The following is a 14,377-nucleotide window of genomic DNA, read 5'->3' as shown; positions in this document are numbered from 1 at the left end:
AGGCGGCTTCCGATGCAGCCAGAAGAAATGCCTTATTTCGTTGGTACAGTTGCCGCGATTTTTTTTCAAAATCCTAGTAATTTTTACAAAGTGCTTTTGGTACACATCAGTGAAACCACAGCTGATTACCGTGAAAAAGAGATTGTAGTCACCGGAAGTTTCGGCGATATTCAAGAAAATGAGACTTATCGTTTTTATGGAGAATTAGTGGATCATCCTAAATACGGAAGGCAGCTTAAACTCGAAAGATATGAGCAAGAAAAGCCAACAACTGCAAATGGGATCGTAGCGTATCTTTCCAGCGAAAAATTCCCAGGAATCGGGAAGAAAACAGCAGAAAAAATTGTAGAATTGCTGGGAGAAGATGCTATCGAAAAAATCATTGCTGATCCTTCGGTATTAAAACAAATCTCCGGTTTGACGAAGCCAAAAAGAGAAATGCTTGCTGAGACGATTCGGCTAAACCACGGGATGGATCAAGTGATCATGGGACTGAATCGTTACGGGTTCGGTAGTCAGTTAGCTTTCAGTATCTACCAGGCCTATAAGAACGAGTCTTTGGATATCATCGAAGAAAATCCGTACCAGCTAGTCGAAGACATAGAAGGAATCGGGTTCAAACGTGCAGATAATCTAGCCGAACAAATCGGTATTGCAGCAGATTCACCGAGAAGAATTCGAGCAGCTATCTTGCATCAGATTTTTCAGCATGCAGTTCAAACAGGAGATACATACGTACCGGCGGAGACATTGCTTCAGCAAACGATCCGTATTTTAGAAACAAGTCGCCCAATTGAAATCCAGCCTGATCAGGTTGCTACTGTAATTATCCAACTTGTTGAAGAAGGAAAGATACAACAAGAAGAGACTAATCTTTACGAAAACAGTTTGTACTTTTCTGAATGGGGGATCGGTAATTCGATCCAGCGCCTTCTCAGTCGTAAAAAAGAAATCCATTATCCTGAAAAAGAAGTGCAGAAGAATATTCGGCGTATCGAAAAAATATTCGGCATACAGTATGGACCTTCGCAAGAACAAGCTATCGCTGAAGCAATCCGTTCCCCTCTATTTATTTTAACAGGAGGACCAGGTACGGGGAAAACTACTGTGATCAACGGAATCGTCAATCTTTTTGCAGAGTTGAACGGACTGGAATTGGATCCTTCAAAATATACCCAAGAAATTTTTCCTATTCTACTTGCAGCACCAACTGGCCGAGCAGCTAAACGAATGAACGAAACGACAGGTCTGCCTGCCAGTACGATCCATCGTCTTCTGGGGCTGAATGGACGGGAAAAAACACCTTCAGTCAGTACGAAAGAATTAGAAGGCGGACTTTTGATTGTTGATGAGATGTCTATGGTCGATACATGGCTGGCTAACACATTATTCAAAGCGATTCCGACGAATATGCAAGTTATCTTAGTAGGAGACAAAGATCAGCTTCCCTCTGTCGGTCCTGGTCAAGTACTCCATGATCTTTTGGAAATCGAACAAATTCCCAAAATGGAACTCAATCAGATTTATCGGCAAGGTGATGGTTCTAGTATTATTCCTCTTGCCCATGAGATCAAAGAAGGACGTCTGCCAAAAGATTTCACAAAGAATCAAAAAGATCGTTCCTATTTCCGAAGTGATGCTTATCAAATTGAACCCTTGATCTCTAAAATTGTGGAAAAAGCGAAAAATAAGGGATTCCGTGCACAAGATATCCAAGTATTAGCACCAATGTATCGGGGACCTGCAGGGATCGATGCGTTAAATAAAATGATGCAGGAGATATTCAATCCAGGGAAACCTGGAAAAAAGGAAGTACATTGGAACGACACCGTTTATCGGATAGGAGACAAAGTCCTCCAATTAGTCAATACTCCCGAATTGAATGTATTCAATGGAGATATGGGAGAAATCACGGGTATCATCTTGGCAAAAGATTCTGAAGATAAAGTGGATGAATTAGTTATCCAGTTTGATGCAAATGAGGTCACTTATAAAAGAAACGAATGGAATAAAATCACTCTTTCTTATTGTTGCTCAATCCATAAATCACAAGGCAGTGAATTCAAGATGGTTATTTTGCCCATGGTCCATCAATATCAGCGAATGCTTCAGCGTAATTTGCTCTACACGGCAGTGACCCGCAGTAAGGAACTGTTGATTTTGTTAGGGGAAGAGCAAGCCTATGTCACTTGTGTAGCGAATGAATCAGCAAGCCGGATGACTACGTTGAAATCAAGGATCATAGATAATGATAAAATGAATATCACTCTGCGGACAAAACTAGCAGCTTATGAAGATTCTTTGGTCGGAAATGATCCATTTGAAGATGGGAACTATACAAAAGAGCCACGGGTTGTAAAAGAAAAGCTACCTGTAGAAGATGACAGTGGGACGAATGAATCGAAAAAACAAGTAATGGAAACAGTGGAACCAGATCTGTTTTCTTCATTTGTTGGAGAAGAAAAGAAAGAAGAGGTAGAACCTGCTGTTTCTAAAGATTTCGTTCTTACAGCAGAAGTGATCGATAACCAGTTAGTAGATCCGATGATTGGTATGGAAAACAGTTCTCCCTACGATTTTATACCGGCAAAAAATGCTTGATTTTAAAGATGAGAAATAGCTAAAAATGATCATTGGTTAGCGTTTTCTTTTGTTTTTTCAGTGTGATATGCTAAGCTGAAATCAAAAGGGGGGCGTTACTTTATGGCTAAAGAAACCGAAGATAAATTAGCGAAATTAGCAAAAGAATCTGGCAATGACTTTAAAAAGTTAGATGAGATGGAAAAAGAATTCAAATTGAATGAAAGTCCTGATGTAGAACGAGACGATCGTGAAGAATCAAAACTAGAAAAAACGTTAGACAAGGCGCCTATTTTTCCGCCTAACACGCCTAACACGCCGAACAATCCAACGAATCCTGGCAGCCCTGCGAATCCTTGATTCTTTCAATCGTGAGGAAATGGTTTGCGGGACAATTGAATAGAAGATGTGAAAAAAACCTGAATGATGCGAAGGAGCATCATTCAGGTTTTTTTGTGTTAGATAAGACTTATTGCAAATGCTGATAAAAGTAGATAGCCAATTGCGTGCGATCCCGTAAATCTAGCTTTTCTAGTAATTGGCTGATGTAATTGCGAACAGTGCCGTCACTCAAGTACAAGGCATCTGCAATTTCTTTATTGTTTTTCCCGGCAGCTACTTCTTTGATGATTGCAAGCTCACGTTCACTAAAAGAAGCATAAGCATGACTATCAATCGTCGGTTTATTCTTCATCATTTGAGTGAAAGTCTCGATGATTTCATTACCAAATACGGCCTGTCCATTATAAGCGGATTTGACAGAAGGAATAATCGCTTGCAAGTTCTGTTTGATTAAATACCCTTTGACACCGATGGAAAATGCTTCGCGGATGTATTCTTCATCTTTGAATGTCGTCAAAAGCAAAAGGATGGCTTTGGGAAATTTAGCCAAAATTTCTTTGGCAGCATCGATGCCCGTTTGTTTAGGCATGCGGATGTCCGTCAGCAAAACATCGGGACGATGGGTTTCGTATAAGACTAGCGCATCCTTGGCACAATGACCAATGCCTAACACACGGATCTCTTTCGTGCTTTCTAAAATGGTTTGTAACGATTTCGTCACAAATGGATCATCATCAATAATGACTACTGTTATCATTGGTGTCCCTCCCTTGGTAAAATGATCGTTAACTGAAATTGCTGGTTTTCTTGGAAAATATGGACTTGTCCCTTTTGTTCTTGAACACGTTGACGCATCGTTTTCAAACCAATACCGGGAGCAGAATTTTTTTGTGGGCTGGTGCCATCATTCGTGATTTGCAAGCGATAAAAGGCCGGCAACGTTCGAAAATGTAAAACAACGGTTTTGGCATGACTATGTTTGATACTGTTGGTTAAGGCTTCTTTGATGACCATTAAGAAGCAGTTTTGCTGCGTTTCATTCAATCCTTCAAACAAGTTTCCTTCAATCGTAACAGAAGAAGGAAAATCAGCGATCAGAAACTCTAAGGAGTGTTGAAAAGAGATCGATGTCTCATGGAGGTCATGGACACTTTGACGAATCCGATCCATCCCAGTGTGAACGGTGGCACTTAAATTTTCTAATGGTTCTTTTAGTTTTGGTTCTTGATTGATCATTTCAAGCGCACCAATTTGTAAAATCGCACTTGACAGCAGATGACCGACATTGTCATGGATGTCTCGGGCAATTCGGTTCCGTTCTTCCACAATTTGCAAGGCTAATTGTGTTTCTTGTGACAGGGCCAATGCTTTATTTTGTTCCGATAACTCTTGTTGTTTTTCCCAATGAGTATCTTTGGAGACAATGTACTTTTTCTCAAGATCGGTCGTTCGTTGATCTTTTTTTCGTAAGTAAAAGGAAAAAAACAGCAAAATTACGACAAAGGCGACCTTGATGGGGGGATGATTACCAACCGTCGAAATCAACAAAAAACCTAACAAAAACAAGTAATCAAGGTGGCTTTCTTCAGGGGCGATCACTCGCATCGTCGCTGGCAGAAGCAGGACAAGATCAGGTAAAAAGGCACATAAAAGAAATAGAATAACTTGGAAAATCCAATTTGGCTTTGTAGGCAGTAAATAACTGACACCAGTGAATAAAACGGCGATCAATAAATAGATAACTTGCATAGCAACGAATCCTTGACTTACCAGCAAAAGCAATGAGATAACCAGTAGAAAGCTAGTTTCGTTGAGTAGCCGAGATTTATGCATAGCAGACTCCTTCATTGTGACAAATGTCATGTGTGGTTTAGCCAATCGTCACTAGTTTCTTTTCTTGCACTTTATTATAGTCAGATCAACAAGAAATTCGGAAGGAGTTTTTCATGATGATTATCGAAATTGATAAATTAGTCAAACGCTATGGAGATTTTGTAGCATTGAATCATTTTGATCTGCAAGTACAAGAAGGAGAAGTCTTAGGTCTGTTAGGACCAAACGGCAGTGGGAAATCGACTGCCATCAACTGTATGCTTTCTTTGTTAAATTATGACAAAGGAACCATTAAATTGTTCGGGACAACAATGACTCCTGAAAATTATGCTGTCAAGGCAATGATTGGGGTCGTTCCTCAAGACGTTGCGGTCTTTGACGAACTAAGTGTGCAAGAAAATATCGATTATTTTTGCGGTTTATATGTTTCCGAAAAAGAGAAAAGGAAAGCCTTGATTGAAGAGGTGATTCAATTAGTGGGATTAGAAAAATATGTGTCGTTTCGTCCAGGAGAACTTAGTGGTGGCTTGAAACGTCGGTTGAACATCGCATGTGGGATTGCCCACAAGCCGCGGTTAATTTTTTTAGATGAGCCGACAGTAGCTGTAGACCCCCAAAGTCGGAATAAAATTTTAGAAAGTATCAAGGAGCTGAATCGACAAGGAGCAACCATTGTCTATACAACACATTACATGGAAGAAGTAGAAATTCTTTGCGACCAGATCGTGATCATGGATCAAGGACAGGTGATTGCTAAAGGAACCAAAGAATCTCTAAAAGATATGGTACGGACGGCGGATCGTTTGACGATCGACATCCCATTACTCCCAGAAAACGTGTTGTCAGCGATTCAGCGGACAATAGCTTCTGATGGAATCGCTTATAAAAAAGGTCAGCTCCAAGTAACAACTACTGAACTAAATACAGTATTGTTGCCGATTCTTACAATCTTACAAGAAGAAAAGATCAGTTACGGAAAAATAGCAACCAAAGAATCGTCCTTGAATGATGTCTTTTTAGAGATTACCGGCAAGGAATTGAGAGACTAGAGGAGGGGAAATAATGTTTTGGCATTTTTATAAATATCGTACAAAAATACTGCTGCGAAATAAATCCATGTTGTTTTGGACATTGGCCTTTCCAATTCTTTTAGGATTGATGTTTATGGCGGCCTTTGGCGAGATTGATCAAGGTGGCAATCTCGAAACGATTAATACTGGAATTGTAATCAAAGCGGATCAAACAGCGCTTTCGGAAAATTTTACCACAGTCTTAGAACAAGTCGAAGTCAATGATAAACCATTATTTGAAGTACAGGAACTATCAGAAGTAGAAGCGAATGAAAAGCTAAATGCAGATGATTTGGCTGGTTTTTATCTCATTGATGGTTCATCTGTTTCGCTCCATGTGGGTCAAGCAGGAATGAGTCAGACGTTGATGAAAAACGTCATGGATCAATTTTTACAGCGTATTGGTATAATTTCGAGTAAAGTGGCAGAAGTGGAGAACGTTGATCTCGCGCCCATCATGACTGCTTTTGAACAAGAAGTATCTTTTCAAGAAGTTCATGCAGGTCGTAATATGAGTTTCAAAAGTTTTTATTTCTTCACTCTGATTGGAATGGCGATTCTCTACGGGACGATGTGGGGGGGCCGCAATGTACAGGATCAGCAAGCAAATCAATCGTCAAATGGTATTCGCTTGTCCTTGATTCCTAGAAAGCAATCGTTAGTTTCAATCGCTAATTTGGCAGCAAGCTTTACGATTGTTTTGACAGAGATTTATATTATGTTAGCTGTCTTTCGTTTTATCTATCAAGTAGACTTTGGTGAACGTTGGCAATGGTTGATGATTGTTACCGCTCTGGGGTCGTTGTGTGCGATTTTGTTAGGTACATTGGTTGGTAATTTGATACCAAAAATGAATCTGGTGCAAAAGGATAGCATCTTGATTTCAGTGACGATTGCGATGAGCTTTTTTGCTGGTATGATGGGGTCGGAACAAGTGAAGTATTGGATTGATCTTCATATTCCGATTGTTGGTCAATTAAATCTCGTCAACTTGATCAGCGAAAGTTTGTATAAACTTTATTTCTACACTGATTTGGCTAGTTTTTATACCAATCTTCTATGGTTGATCGGATTTATTTTCCTTTTTGCGTTAGGAAATGCTTGGATGGAAAGAGGGGTGCGTTATGACGCTTTATAAAACGATTTGGACATTGCTTAAAGCAAATAAATCGAATTTACTGATAGGTGTAATTATCACTGTTGTTGCCACATTCTTTTTTGCGCAAAATATTGATGTTGAAAATACCTCTCTGCAAGATGCGAAAATCGCCTTGATTAGTGAAGAAGAGTCGCCTGTAGTCGAAGGCCTTCGTAAATATTTGAATGACAAGGAAACAGTCGTTACATTGGATGGAACCTCACAAAAAGAAATCGATGATGCTCTTTATTTTAATCGTGTAAACATTATCTTACATCTGCCTGCAGACTTTACCGAACAAGTCGAAGTAGGAAAGATGCCGACGATCAAGATACAGAGTCGCCCAGATGCCTTTTCTAAAACAGTTGTTACACAGCAAGTGAACACCTTTTTGCAAACACTGATTCTGTTTCAAGAAGAAGATAAAACAATCGATGCAGCTATGGAACAGACACAAATGGCACTCTCGGTTACTGGAGAAGTTGAGCTAAGTGCGGGATATAGTCAGCGGATGAAAAAGCTGTTGACGGGCACAACCTTTAATTTCTTGTCTTATGGGTTGTTTCTATCCATTTTTAGCGGTTTCAGCGTCATCAATTTAGCGTTTAATCGCAAAGAGATCAGTAAACGAAACCAGAGTGCGCCCATTACCAAACGAAACTTGAATCGCAAAGTAACCTTTAGTTTGATTAGTTACTCGCTGCTGTTGTTCAGTGGCTTCTTACTTCTAATGGTTCTGTTAGTGATCCACACCTCGTGGGATATAACGGTATGGTATCATATTTTAAATACTTTCTTGTTTTTATTGCCGGTCATTAGCTTTTCGGCTTGTATCACTTCATTGGTAAAAAACTCAGAAACCAGCGGTGGGATCAAAGATATTTTTATCACAGGCAGTTGCTTTATCGGTGGGGTGTTTGTACCAGCAGAATACTTGCCAGAAATGGTTAGCAAAATAGCGGCATTCACACCAACATATTGGTTTGTTCAAAATAATAACTTGATCAGTGAAACACTCAGTTACAATCAAACATTTGCAGAATCTTTTTGGTTCAATGGTTGTGTCTTAGTTGCTTTTGCTGCGGTGTTTTCAATGATCCAATTTATTTTGGGTAAAGAAAGAAACTATCGATGGCAACCCAATTGGGCAAAGAATTAACTGCATAGTAAAAAAAGGACTGTGACAAAAGTCGTGTCACAGTCCTTTTTTCCGAATAAACGGTGTTCCAGATGTAGCTTCTGACACAACCTCTTTTATTAACACCAAAACAACTGTTTAGTTGTGGTTATTGTGATATCAAAAGGTCGTTTTTCCATTTCTTCTCCATCTTCTTGACCATGTTGCGGTGTTGTTGAAACGATACGTAACCTGTTTGTTGTGTAGTGATGGAAATATTTCGATTTCAATTGTTTTTTCTGTATAAGTAAAAGAATGAGCCACAAGATTTTAAAGAAATTGATTCGTTCGACCACGACAAAATCAATGACTGGTTTAGACGCATCAGCAGTTGGAACAATCGCGATTCCTCCGCCAAAAAAAGGATGCTTCGTTGCTGTACATAAAAATGCGTTTGAAAAACTTAATTGTTTTCCTCCTGCATCTACCAGAATTGGAAATCCTTTTTGAGTGAATAAAGCACGGAGAATAGAGAATAAATACGAAAATGATCCTAAGTTGTATTTGTTCAATCGCTTTTTTGTGGAAGAATGATTTGTCGCATGGACGATAGCTGCATCTAATCCTATACCGAAATTATTAACAGCTATTCCTTTTTTTTCACTTATTTTTTCTTCATAAGCCATTATGTGGACTTTTTCTGGTGATTGAGCTGCTAAAATCAGCTGAAGTCCTTTTTTGGGATTTTTTGGAAGGCCTGCCCCTCGAGCAAAATCATTTCCAGAACCTGCTGGAATATAAGCAACTGGGAATTCTACTTCCATCTGATAGAAAGTATCAAGTACCTGATGTAAGGTGCCGTCACCTCCTACGATGATCAAAAGGGGGAAAATATCGATTGTTTTCTGTTCTTCTTCTATCCAAGGAATCAATGTTTCTTTTGCCAAAGTTTCAGCAATCTCAGCATCGTGTCCTTTGTATTCACTATAATGAAGTGTATAGTCAATATGCTTATTTTTTAATACCGGTAAAATTCTTTCTGCTACTTTATAGCCATTTCCGCTGCCTGCCGATGGATTGATCAATATATGATAATGGAATTTCATAATTTCCTCCTGCTATTCAATAAAACAAGATATTTTAATACTCCTGTTTGCTGGTTAACCAATAATTAGCAAGCTTTTTCTATTTTTTGAATGAAAGAAACTTGTTTTTTCAAAAAAATCTGTTACAAAATTAATTCTTGGTTATTATAGCAGAAGTCTAGGAAAATGAAAAAGGTCCGAAGACCGAAAAACACAAAAAAGCCTAGCAAGCGCATGATCCATTACTTACGTAAGGAGAAGTTCCAAGGTTCGGCATGTCCACTTAGATCTTCAGCTGCTTGCTAGACCGTTCTCTAGTAAGAGGTTGCTCAAATTCCCACATCCTTTTTTATTTATTTAAGTTTCACAACAATTCTGTTCTTGCAGATCCTACTTCGTCTGCTTTACTGGGAATTCTTATGACCCCTTACACTTACTTTATACCATATCCCACGATTTTTAGCAAACGTTTACATTGTTTAAGCTTTTGCTTTTTTAAAAGCAGATAAGACGGATTGAAATAAATGAAAAGTCTGTTATAATTATTGTTTGTTTCACATAACCGCGGTTCATCAACCATCCCGCGTTAAAAAAACTAGGAGAAAAGAGGAGAGAAAATGCAAAAAACGAAAAGCAGACAACGGTTATCCGTAATCGTTGTAAATGGCATCATCATGGCTCTTTATCTAGCGTTAACTATTTTAGTTGCGCCTGTATCCTCAGGGCCGATCCAGTTTCGTATTTCAGAAAGTTTGAATCATTTAGTTGTCTTTAACCGTAAATTGCTTTGGGGAGTTTTAGGCGGGGTCATCGTCTACAATGCCTTCTTTGGTTTTGGTATCATGGATGTGGTTTTTGGTGGCGGCCAAACATTGCTTTCTTTAGGCCTGACAGCTTTATTGCAAAACAAAGTGAAAAATGTAAAGATGCGTTTAGTATTGAACACGATCTTCTTTACCGTCAGCATGGGACTGATTGCTTATATGTTAGTTCCAACAGGTGGCCAAGCATTTTGGACAACCTATGGCACGCTTGCATTAAGTGAGTTTATCGTCATGGCTGTTTCAGCACCATTGATGTATTATTTAGATCGCGCGCTTGATTTTGAAAAGCGTGTCTAATTATAAAAAGCGAAAAAAGAAAGCAGATTAGCTGTTTTCTTTTTTCGCTTTTTGATTATGCTTCTTGGTTTTGCAAATTTTCAATTTCTACCACTTTATAATTCTTTTTCTCTAAGTGGTTGACGATCGTTTCACATACTTTCGCTTCAGTGTTAGCCGGTAGCGTGATCAATGTACGTCGAATGTATTCGTCTTTTTCAATATCAAGAGTAATACAGCTGGCAATGCTGCTGTGTTTTGAAATGATTTTTGCAATAGCAGCCAAATCTCCTTGCTTTCCTGTGGAAGCAATTGTCAGTACATAGCTTCCTTGTTCTACGCTCCAAGATTGAGAGAGCATATTAAGCAACGTACTATGTGTCAAAATACCATAAAAATGATTTTCACTGTCAAGGACAGCAATATAAGGAAGCTCTTTGATCGTAAAGAATACTTTGAAGAAAGAAGTATCCAGGTAAATGAACTTTGTAGCGTTTTTCAAAAGATGAGTGACAGGAAGCGTCATATCACCGCCATTTGCTTTATGACGATAGATATGCATTTTGTAAATGTTTCCACGGAAAATATTACCTGAAGAATCTAAGATCGGCACACAACGGTATCCGGAAGTTTCTAAAATTTTTAATGCTTCTTCTAATGTACTAGTCTCTGTAACGGTTGTCAGATCTTTTTTCTTATATACAAGTGTTTTTAATAGCATCGCTATACCTCCAATTGTCTCATTTTAGCTTAATTTCAAATTAATCATATCATAATTTTATCCAAAACAATAGATAGTTTATTTCACAAATTGACAAGTAAAAAGTTACGTGATACTGTTATGAAGTATAAGTCTGATTCTCAGCAAGGGGGCAGAAGTAAATGGCAAAGAAAAAAGCAGCACTCGCTTGTTCCGTTTGTGGGTCTCGCAACTACACAAAATCAGTCAGTGAAGGAAAAAGCGGCGAACGTTTGGAAATCAATAAGTTTTGTAAATATTGTAATCAATATACATTACATAAAGAAACGAAATAAACAGTAGCAAGGGAGGTTGTCTCATGAAATTTCTAAAAAGCGTAAAAGATGAAATCAAACAAGTAACTTGGCCAAGCAGAAAACAACTCCGTAAAGATACGTTAGTAGTCATCGAAACTTCTATTATTTTCGGATTGATGTTTTACGTAATGGATACAGCCATCCAAAGTTTATTTGGCTGGATCTTAAAATAACTCGCTAGCCACAACGTACTTTTAGTGCTATAATGAAGCGAAAGAAAAACTTCGGGTGTACTGAGGTTTTTTTATTTTACAATGAAATGAGGAGCCTTCAATGGAATCTTTTGAAAAAAACTGGTATGTCTTGCATACATATTCAGGATATGAAAACAAAGTAAAAGCAAATATCGAATCTCGTGCGCAAAGTATGAAAATGGCCGACTTTATTTTCCGTGTCGTTGTTCCTGAAGAAAAAGAAACTGAAGTCAAAAATGGGAAAGAAAAAGAAATCGTTCATAAAACATTCCCAGGATACGTACTTGTTGAAATGATCATGACAGACGCTTCATGGTATGTTGTCCGCAACACACCTGGTGTGACAGGATTCGTTGGTTCACACGGAGCCGGAAGCAAACCAGCACCATTACTTCCAGAAGAAGTCAATCATATCTTGCGTTCTATCGGTATGAGCCTGCGACAAAATGATCTAGAAGTAGAAGTTGGCGAAGTCGTGAAAATCATCGAAGGCGCATTTGCTGGATTAGAAGGACAAGTAACAGAAGTTGACGGAGAAAAAGAAAAATTGAAAGTCAACATCGATATGTTTGGACGTGAAACCAGTACAGAACTTGATTTCGATCAAGTAGATAAAATCGATTAATAAAGAGACTTGAAATGTCGATCATATGATTGGCCTTTCAAGTCTTTCTTTTTTCTATATGGAAAGGAAGAGGTGTATGACAGAACCAATCAAAAATTTATGCAAACGTGCAACTGCAGCAGCTTTAGTCCTTATCAGTTTGTTTGCGTTAAGTGGTTGCCAGACGACGAAGATAAATACTACTGAAGTTTCTGATAAAGAAAAAACGGCAGAATCCAGTAAAGTGATAGAAAAAACCACTATTCCAACACTTTTTTTCCACGGCTACAGCGGGACAGAAAATTCCTTTAAAGGGATGTTGCGGCGTTTGGAAAAAAATCAGCAAGCAGTAAAAGAATTGGTTTTAACAGTAGGAACAGATGGACAAATACAAGCAACAGGAGATTTGTCTGGAAAAGCAGACAATCCGATGGTCCAAGTATTGTTTGAAGATAATAAAAATAACGAGTGGAATCAAGCAGAATGGATCAAAACTTGTCTTTTGTATCTGAAAGAAAACTACGGCATAGATAAAGTCAACATAGTGGGGCATTCCATGGGAGGAGTTAGTGCACTACGCTATTTAGGAACGTATGGACAGGATACGTCATTGCCACAAGTTCAGACATTAACAGCAATTGGTGCGCCTTTTAATGATTTTGTCGATGATAGTGCGCAGTCTCTGACAGATGAGTTAGCAAAGGGACCTGCTGTCGTTTCTAACCGCTATCAAGATTACCAGCAAATGATCGGTAATATTCCTATAACCACTCGATTTTTCTTGATTGCTGGTCAACTAGATGAAACAGACTTGAGTGATGGAACAGTACCGTTAAACAGTGCATTAGCGGTCTATGCGTTGTTGAAGCAACGCGGAAATGAAATAGAGGAAAAAGTAGTGACAGGTGAAAATGCCTCTCATAGTATGCTTCATGAAAACCAAGAAGTAGATCAGCTTGTAAGTCGATTTATTTGGAAAGAATAGCGATAAAAGTATCTGAGAGTGAATGTTTGCTTACTTTTTGTAAGTTTAGTATGATTTATATGTAATCAAGAAGATGAAAGAAGGATCTACTATGACTTATCATACAAGTAATGAAGAACATCCAATCGATATTGTAAACATTGCCTCACTAGAAGGTCGTGTAAAAGAGCGCATGGAAGCAGGAGCTTTTGGCTATATTCGCGGTGGTTCTGAAGATGAGTGGACGATGAAAGAAAATACGACTTCTTTTAATACAAAGAAAATCATGCCACGGATATTACGCGGAATCGACTCAGCCGATTTGCATACATCTGTTTTCGGAATTGAATTAGATACACCGATTATCCAAGCGCCATCAGCGGCCCAAGGATTGGCACATGAAAAAGGGGAAGCTGATACAGCTAAAGGAGTAGCTGCTGCTGGATCAATCTTTTCCATCAGCACTTATGCAAATACGACAATCAAAGACGCAGCCGATGCAGCGCCAGGCGCACCGCAGTTTTTCCAATTATATATGAGTAAAGACGACAGATTCAATGAGTTCATTTTGAACAAAGCAGTAGAAGCAGGGGCTAAAGCTATCATTTTAACGGCAGATTCAACGCTCGGTGGTTACCGTGAAGAAGACGTCATCAATCAATTCCAATTTCCATTACCAATGCCTAACTTAGCTGCTTATAGCGAACAAAGTGCAAGTGGTAATGGCGAAGGAAAAGGAATCGCAGAAATTTATGCAGCTGCAAAACAAGGCTTGACACCAGATGACATCAAAACAATCAAAGAAATCACCCATCTTCCAGTTATCGTAAAAGGAATACAATCGCCAGAAGATGCAGTAATCGCTATCTCTGCAGGGGCAGATGGTATCTGGGTATCCAATCATGGTGGACGTCAATTAGATGGAGGTCCTGCTTCCTTTGAAGTATTGCCAAAAATTGCCGAAGTAGTCAACAAACGTGTACCAGTGATTTTCGACTCTGGTGTCCGTCGAGGAGAGCATGTCTTCAAAGCTCTGGCAAGTGGTGCTGACTTAGTTGCGATTGGCCGACCAGTGATTTATGGGTTGAATCTAGGTGGGGCAGAAGGAGTAACATCTGTTTTTGAACACCTCAACAAAGAATTGTCGATCACGATGCAACTTGCAGGAACAAAAACGATCGATGAAGTAAAAAATACGAAATTGATGGATTAATAAAAAACGAAGAGAAGGGCAATTAGTCCTCTCTTCGTTTTTTGTTATGAAGATAACTAATCTCTTAATACTCGAAATTAA

The 14,377-nt window shown here is 38.8% G+C and carries 15 protein-coding genes and 1 riboswitch; of the genes, 11 read left to right on the top strand and 4 right to left on the bottom strand.

The genetic code is table 11. The features are described from left to right. Positions 1–12 precede the first annotated feature (12 nt). Both RBL01_RS11035 and RBL01_RS11030 read left to right on the top strand, forming a co-directional pair. Positions 13–2,601, top strand: a complete 2,589-nt coding sequence (locus tag RBL01_RS11035; RefSeq protein WP_002318546.1) for an ATP-dependent RecD-like DNA helicase — start codon at positions 13–15, stop codon at positions 2,599–2,601. A gap of 102 nt (positions 2,602–2,703) precedes the next feature. Further along, complete coding sequence (locus tag RBL01_RS11030) at positions 2,704–2,940, top strand: hypothetical protein (protein ID WP_002318547.1); 237 nt, start codon at positions 2,704–2,706, stop codon at positions 2,938–2,940. Between the two features lie 109 nt (positions 2,941–3,049). Here the strand turns inward: RBL01_RS11030 and RBL01_RS11025 are convergent, their stop codons facing one another. Together RBL01_RS11025 and RBL01_RS11020 are read right to left on the bottom strand one after the other, a co-directional pair. Then, positions 3,050–3,679, bottom strand: coding sequence for a response regulator (locus RBL01_RS11025; RefSeq protein WP_002289597.1), 630 nt, complete (start codon positions 3,677–3,679; stop codon positions 3,050–3,052). Further along, positions 3,676–4,785 carry a sensor histidine kinase gene (locus tag RBL01_RS11020; RefSeq protein WP_371125744.1) on the bottom strand — a complete coding sequence of 370 codons (1,110 nt, stop codon included), beginning with the start codon at positions 4,783–4,785 and terminating at the stop codon, positions 3,676–3,678. Before RBL01_RS11020 ends, RBL01_RS11025 begins: the two co-directional genes overlap by 4 nt. A gap of 86 nt (positions 4,786–4,871) precedes the next feature. Between RBL01_RS11020 and RBL01_RS11015 the strand changes: the two genes are divergently transcribed. From RBL01_RS11015 to RBL01_RS11005, 3 genes are read left to right on the top strand one after another with little or no spacing between them, the layout of a single operon-like run. Beyond that, entirely contained in the window at positions 4,872–5,804 is a 933-nt protein-coding gene (locus tag RBL01_RS11015) for an ABC transporter ATP-binding protein (RefSeq protein ID WP_002327282.1), read from the top strand. A 13-nt stretch (positions 5,805–5,817) separates the two neighbouring features. Next, positions 5,818–6,963, top strand: a complete 1,146-nt coding sequence (locus tag RBL01_RS11010) for an ABC transporter permease (RefSeq protein WP_038809303.1) — start codon at positions 5,818–5,820, stop codon at positions 6,961–6,963. After that, entirely contained in the window at positions 6,950–8,122 is a 1,173-nt protein-coding gene (locus tag RBL01_RS11005; protein WP_002318551.1) for an ABC transporter permease, read from the top strand. Before RBL01_RS11010 ends, RBL01_RS11005 begins: the two co-directional genes overlap by 14 nt. Before the next feature lie 98 nt (positions 8,123–8,220). Here the strand turns inward: RBL01_RS11005 and RBL01_RS11000 are convergent, their stop codons facing one another. Beyond that, positions 8,221–9,186 (bottom strand): diacylglycerol/lipid kinase family protein, encoded by a 966-nt coding sequence (locus RBL01_RS11000; protein ID WP_002318552.1) that lies wholly within the window; start codon positions 9,184–9,186, stop codon positions 8,221–8,223. Positions 9,187–9,723: 537 nt separating this feature from the next. Further along, positions 9,724–9,770, top strand: a riboswitch (PreQ1 riboswitch). A gap of 12 nt (positions 9,771–9,782) precedes the next feature. Between RBL01_RS11000 and RBL01_RS10995 the strand changes: the two genes are divergently transcribed. Next, positions 9,783–10,286, top strand: coding sequence for a QueT transporter family protein (locus RBL01_RS10995; protein ID WP_002318553.1), 504 nt, complete (start codon positions 9,783–9,785; stop codon positions 10,284–10,286). Positions 10,287–10,341: 55 nt separating this feature from the next. Here the strand turns inward: RBL01_RS10995 and cbpA are convergent, their stop codons facing one another. Then, positions 10,342–10,986, bottom strand: a complete 645-nt coding sequence (cbpA, locus tag RBL01_RS10990) for a cyclic di-AMP binding protein CbpA (RefSeq protein WP_002294577.1) — start codon at positions 10,984–10,986, stop codon at positions 10,342–10,344. 161 nt (positions 10,987–11,147) lie between these two features. On the opposite strand from cbpA, the gene rpmG reads away from it, so the two are divergent. The 5 genes from rpmG (at position 11,148) to RBL01_RS10965 (ending at position 14,296) form a co-directional block, all read left to right on the top strand. Beyond that, entirely contained in the window at positions 11,148–11,300 is a 153-nt protein-coding gene (gene rpmG / locus RBL01_RS10985; RefSeq protein ID WP_002294578.1) for a 50S ribosomal protein L33, read from the top strand. A 23-nt stretch (positions 11,301–11,323) separates the two neighbouring features. Then, positions 11,324–11,494: a preprotein translocase subunit SecE gene (gene secE, locus RBL01_RS10980; RefSeq protein WP_002294579.1), complete on the top strand. Its 171-nt coding sequence runs from the start codon at positions 11,324–11,326 to the stop codon at positions 11,492–11,494. A gap of 100 nt (positions 11,495–11,594) precedes the next feature. Beyond that, positions 11,595–12,140, top strand: coding sequence for a transcription termination/antitermination protein NusG (nusG, locus tag RBL01_RS10975; protein WP_002294580.1), 546 nt, complete (start codon positions 11,595–11,597; stop codon positions 12,138–12,140). A gap of 76 nt (positions 12,141–12,216) precedes the next feature. Then, positions 12,217–13,104, top strand: coding sequence for an alpha/beta fold hydrolase (locus RBL01_RS10970; RefSeq protein ID WP_002294581.1), 888 nt, complete (start codon positions 12,217–12,219; stop codon positions 13,102–13,104). Between the two features lie 91 nt (positions 13,105–13,195). Further along, entirely contained in the window at positions 13,196–14,296 is a 1,101-nt protein-coding gene (locus tag RBL01_RS10965; protein ID WP_002319574.1) for a lactate oxidase, read from the top strand. The last annotated feature ends 81 nt before the right edge of the window (positions 14,297–14,377 follow it).

The sequence above is a fragment of the Enterococcus sp. SB12 genome (genome assembly GCF_030910025.2).
GTDB classification, from domain to species: domain Bacteria; phylum Bacillota; class Bacilli; order Lactobacillales; family Enterococcaceae; genus Enterococcus_B; species Enterococcus_B faecium.
Note: the sequence above shows the minus strand (reverse complement) of the source record. Positions and strands in the feature narration are given on the sequence as shown.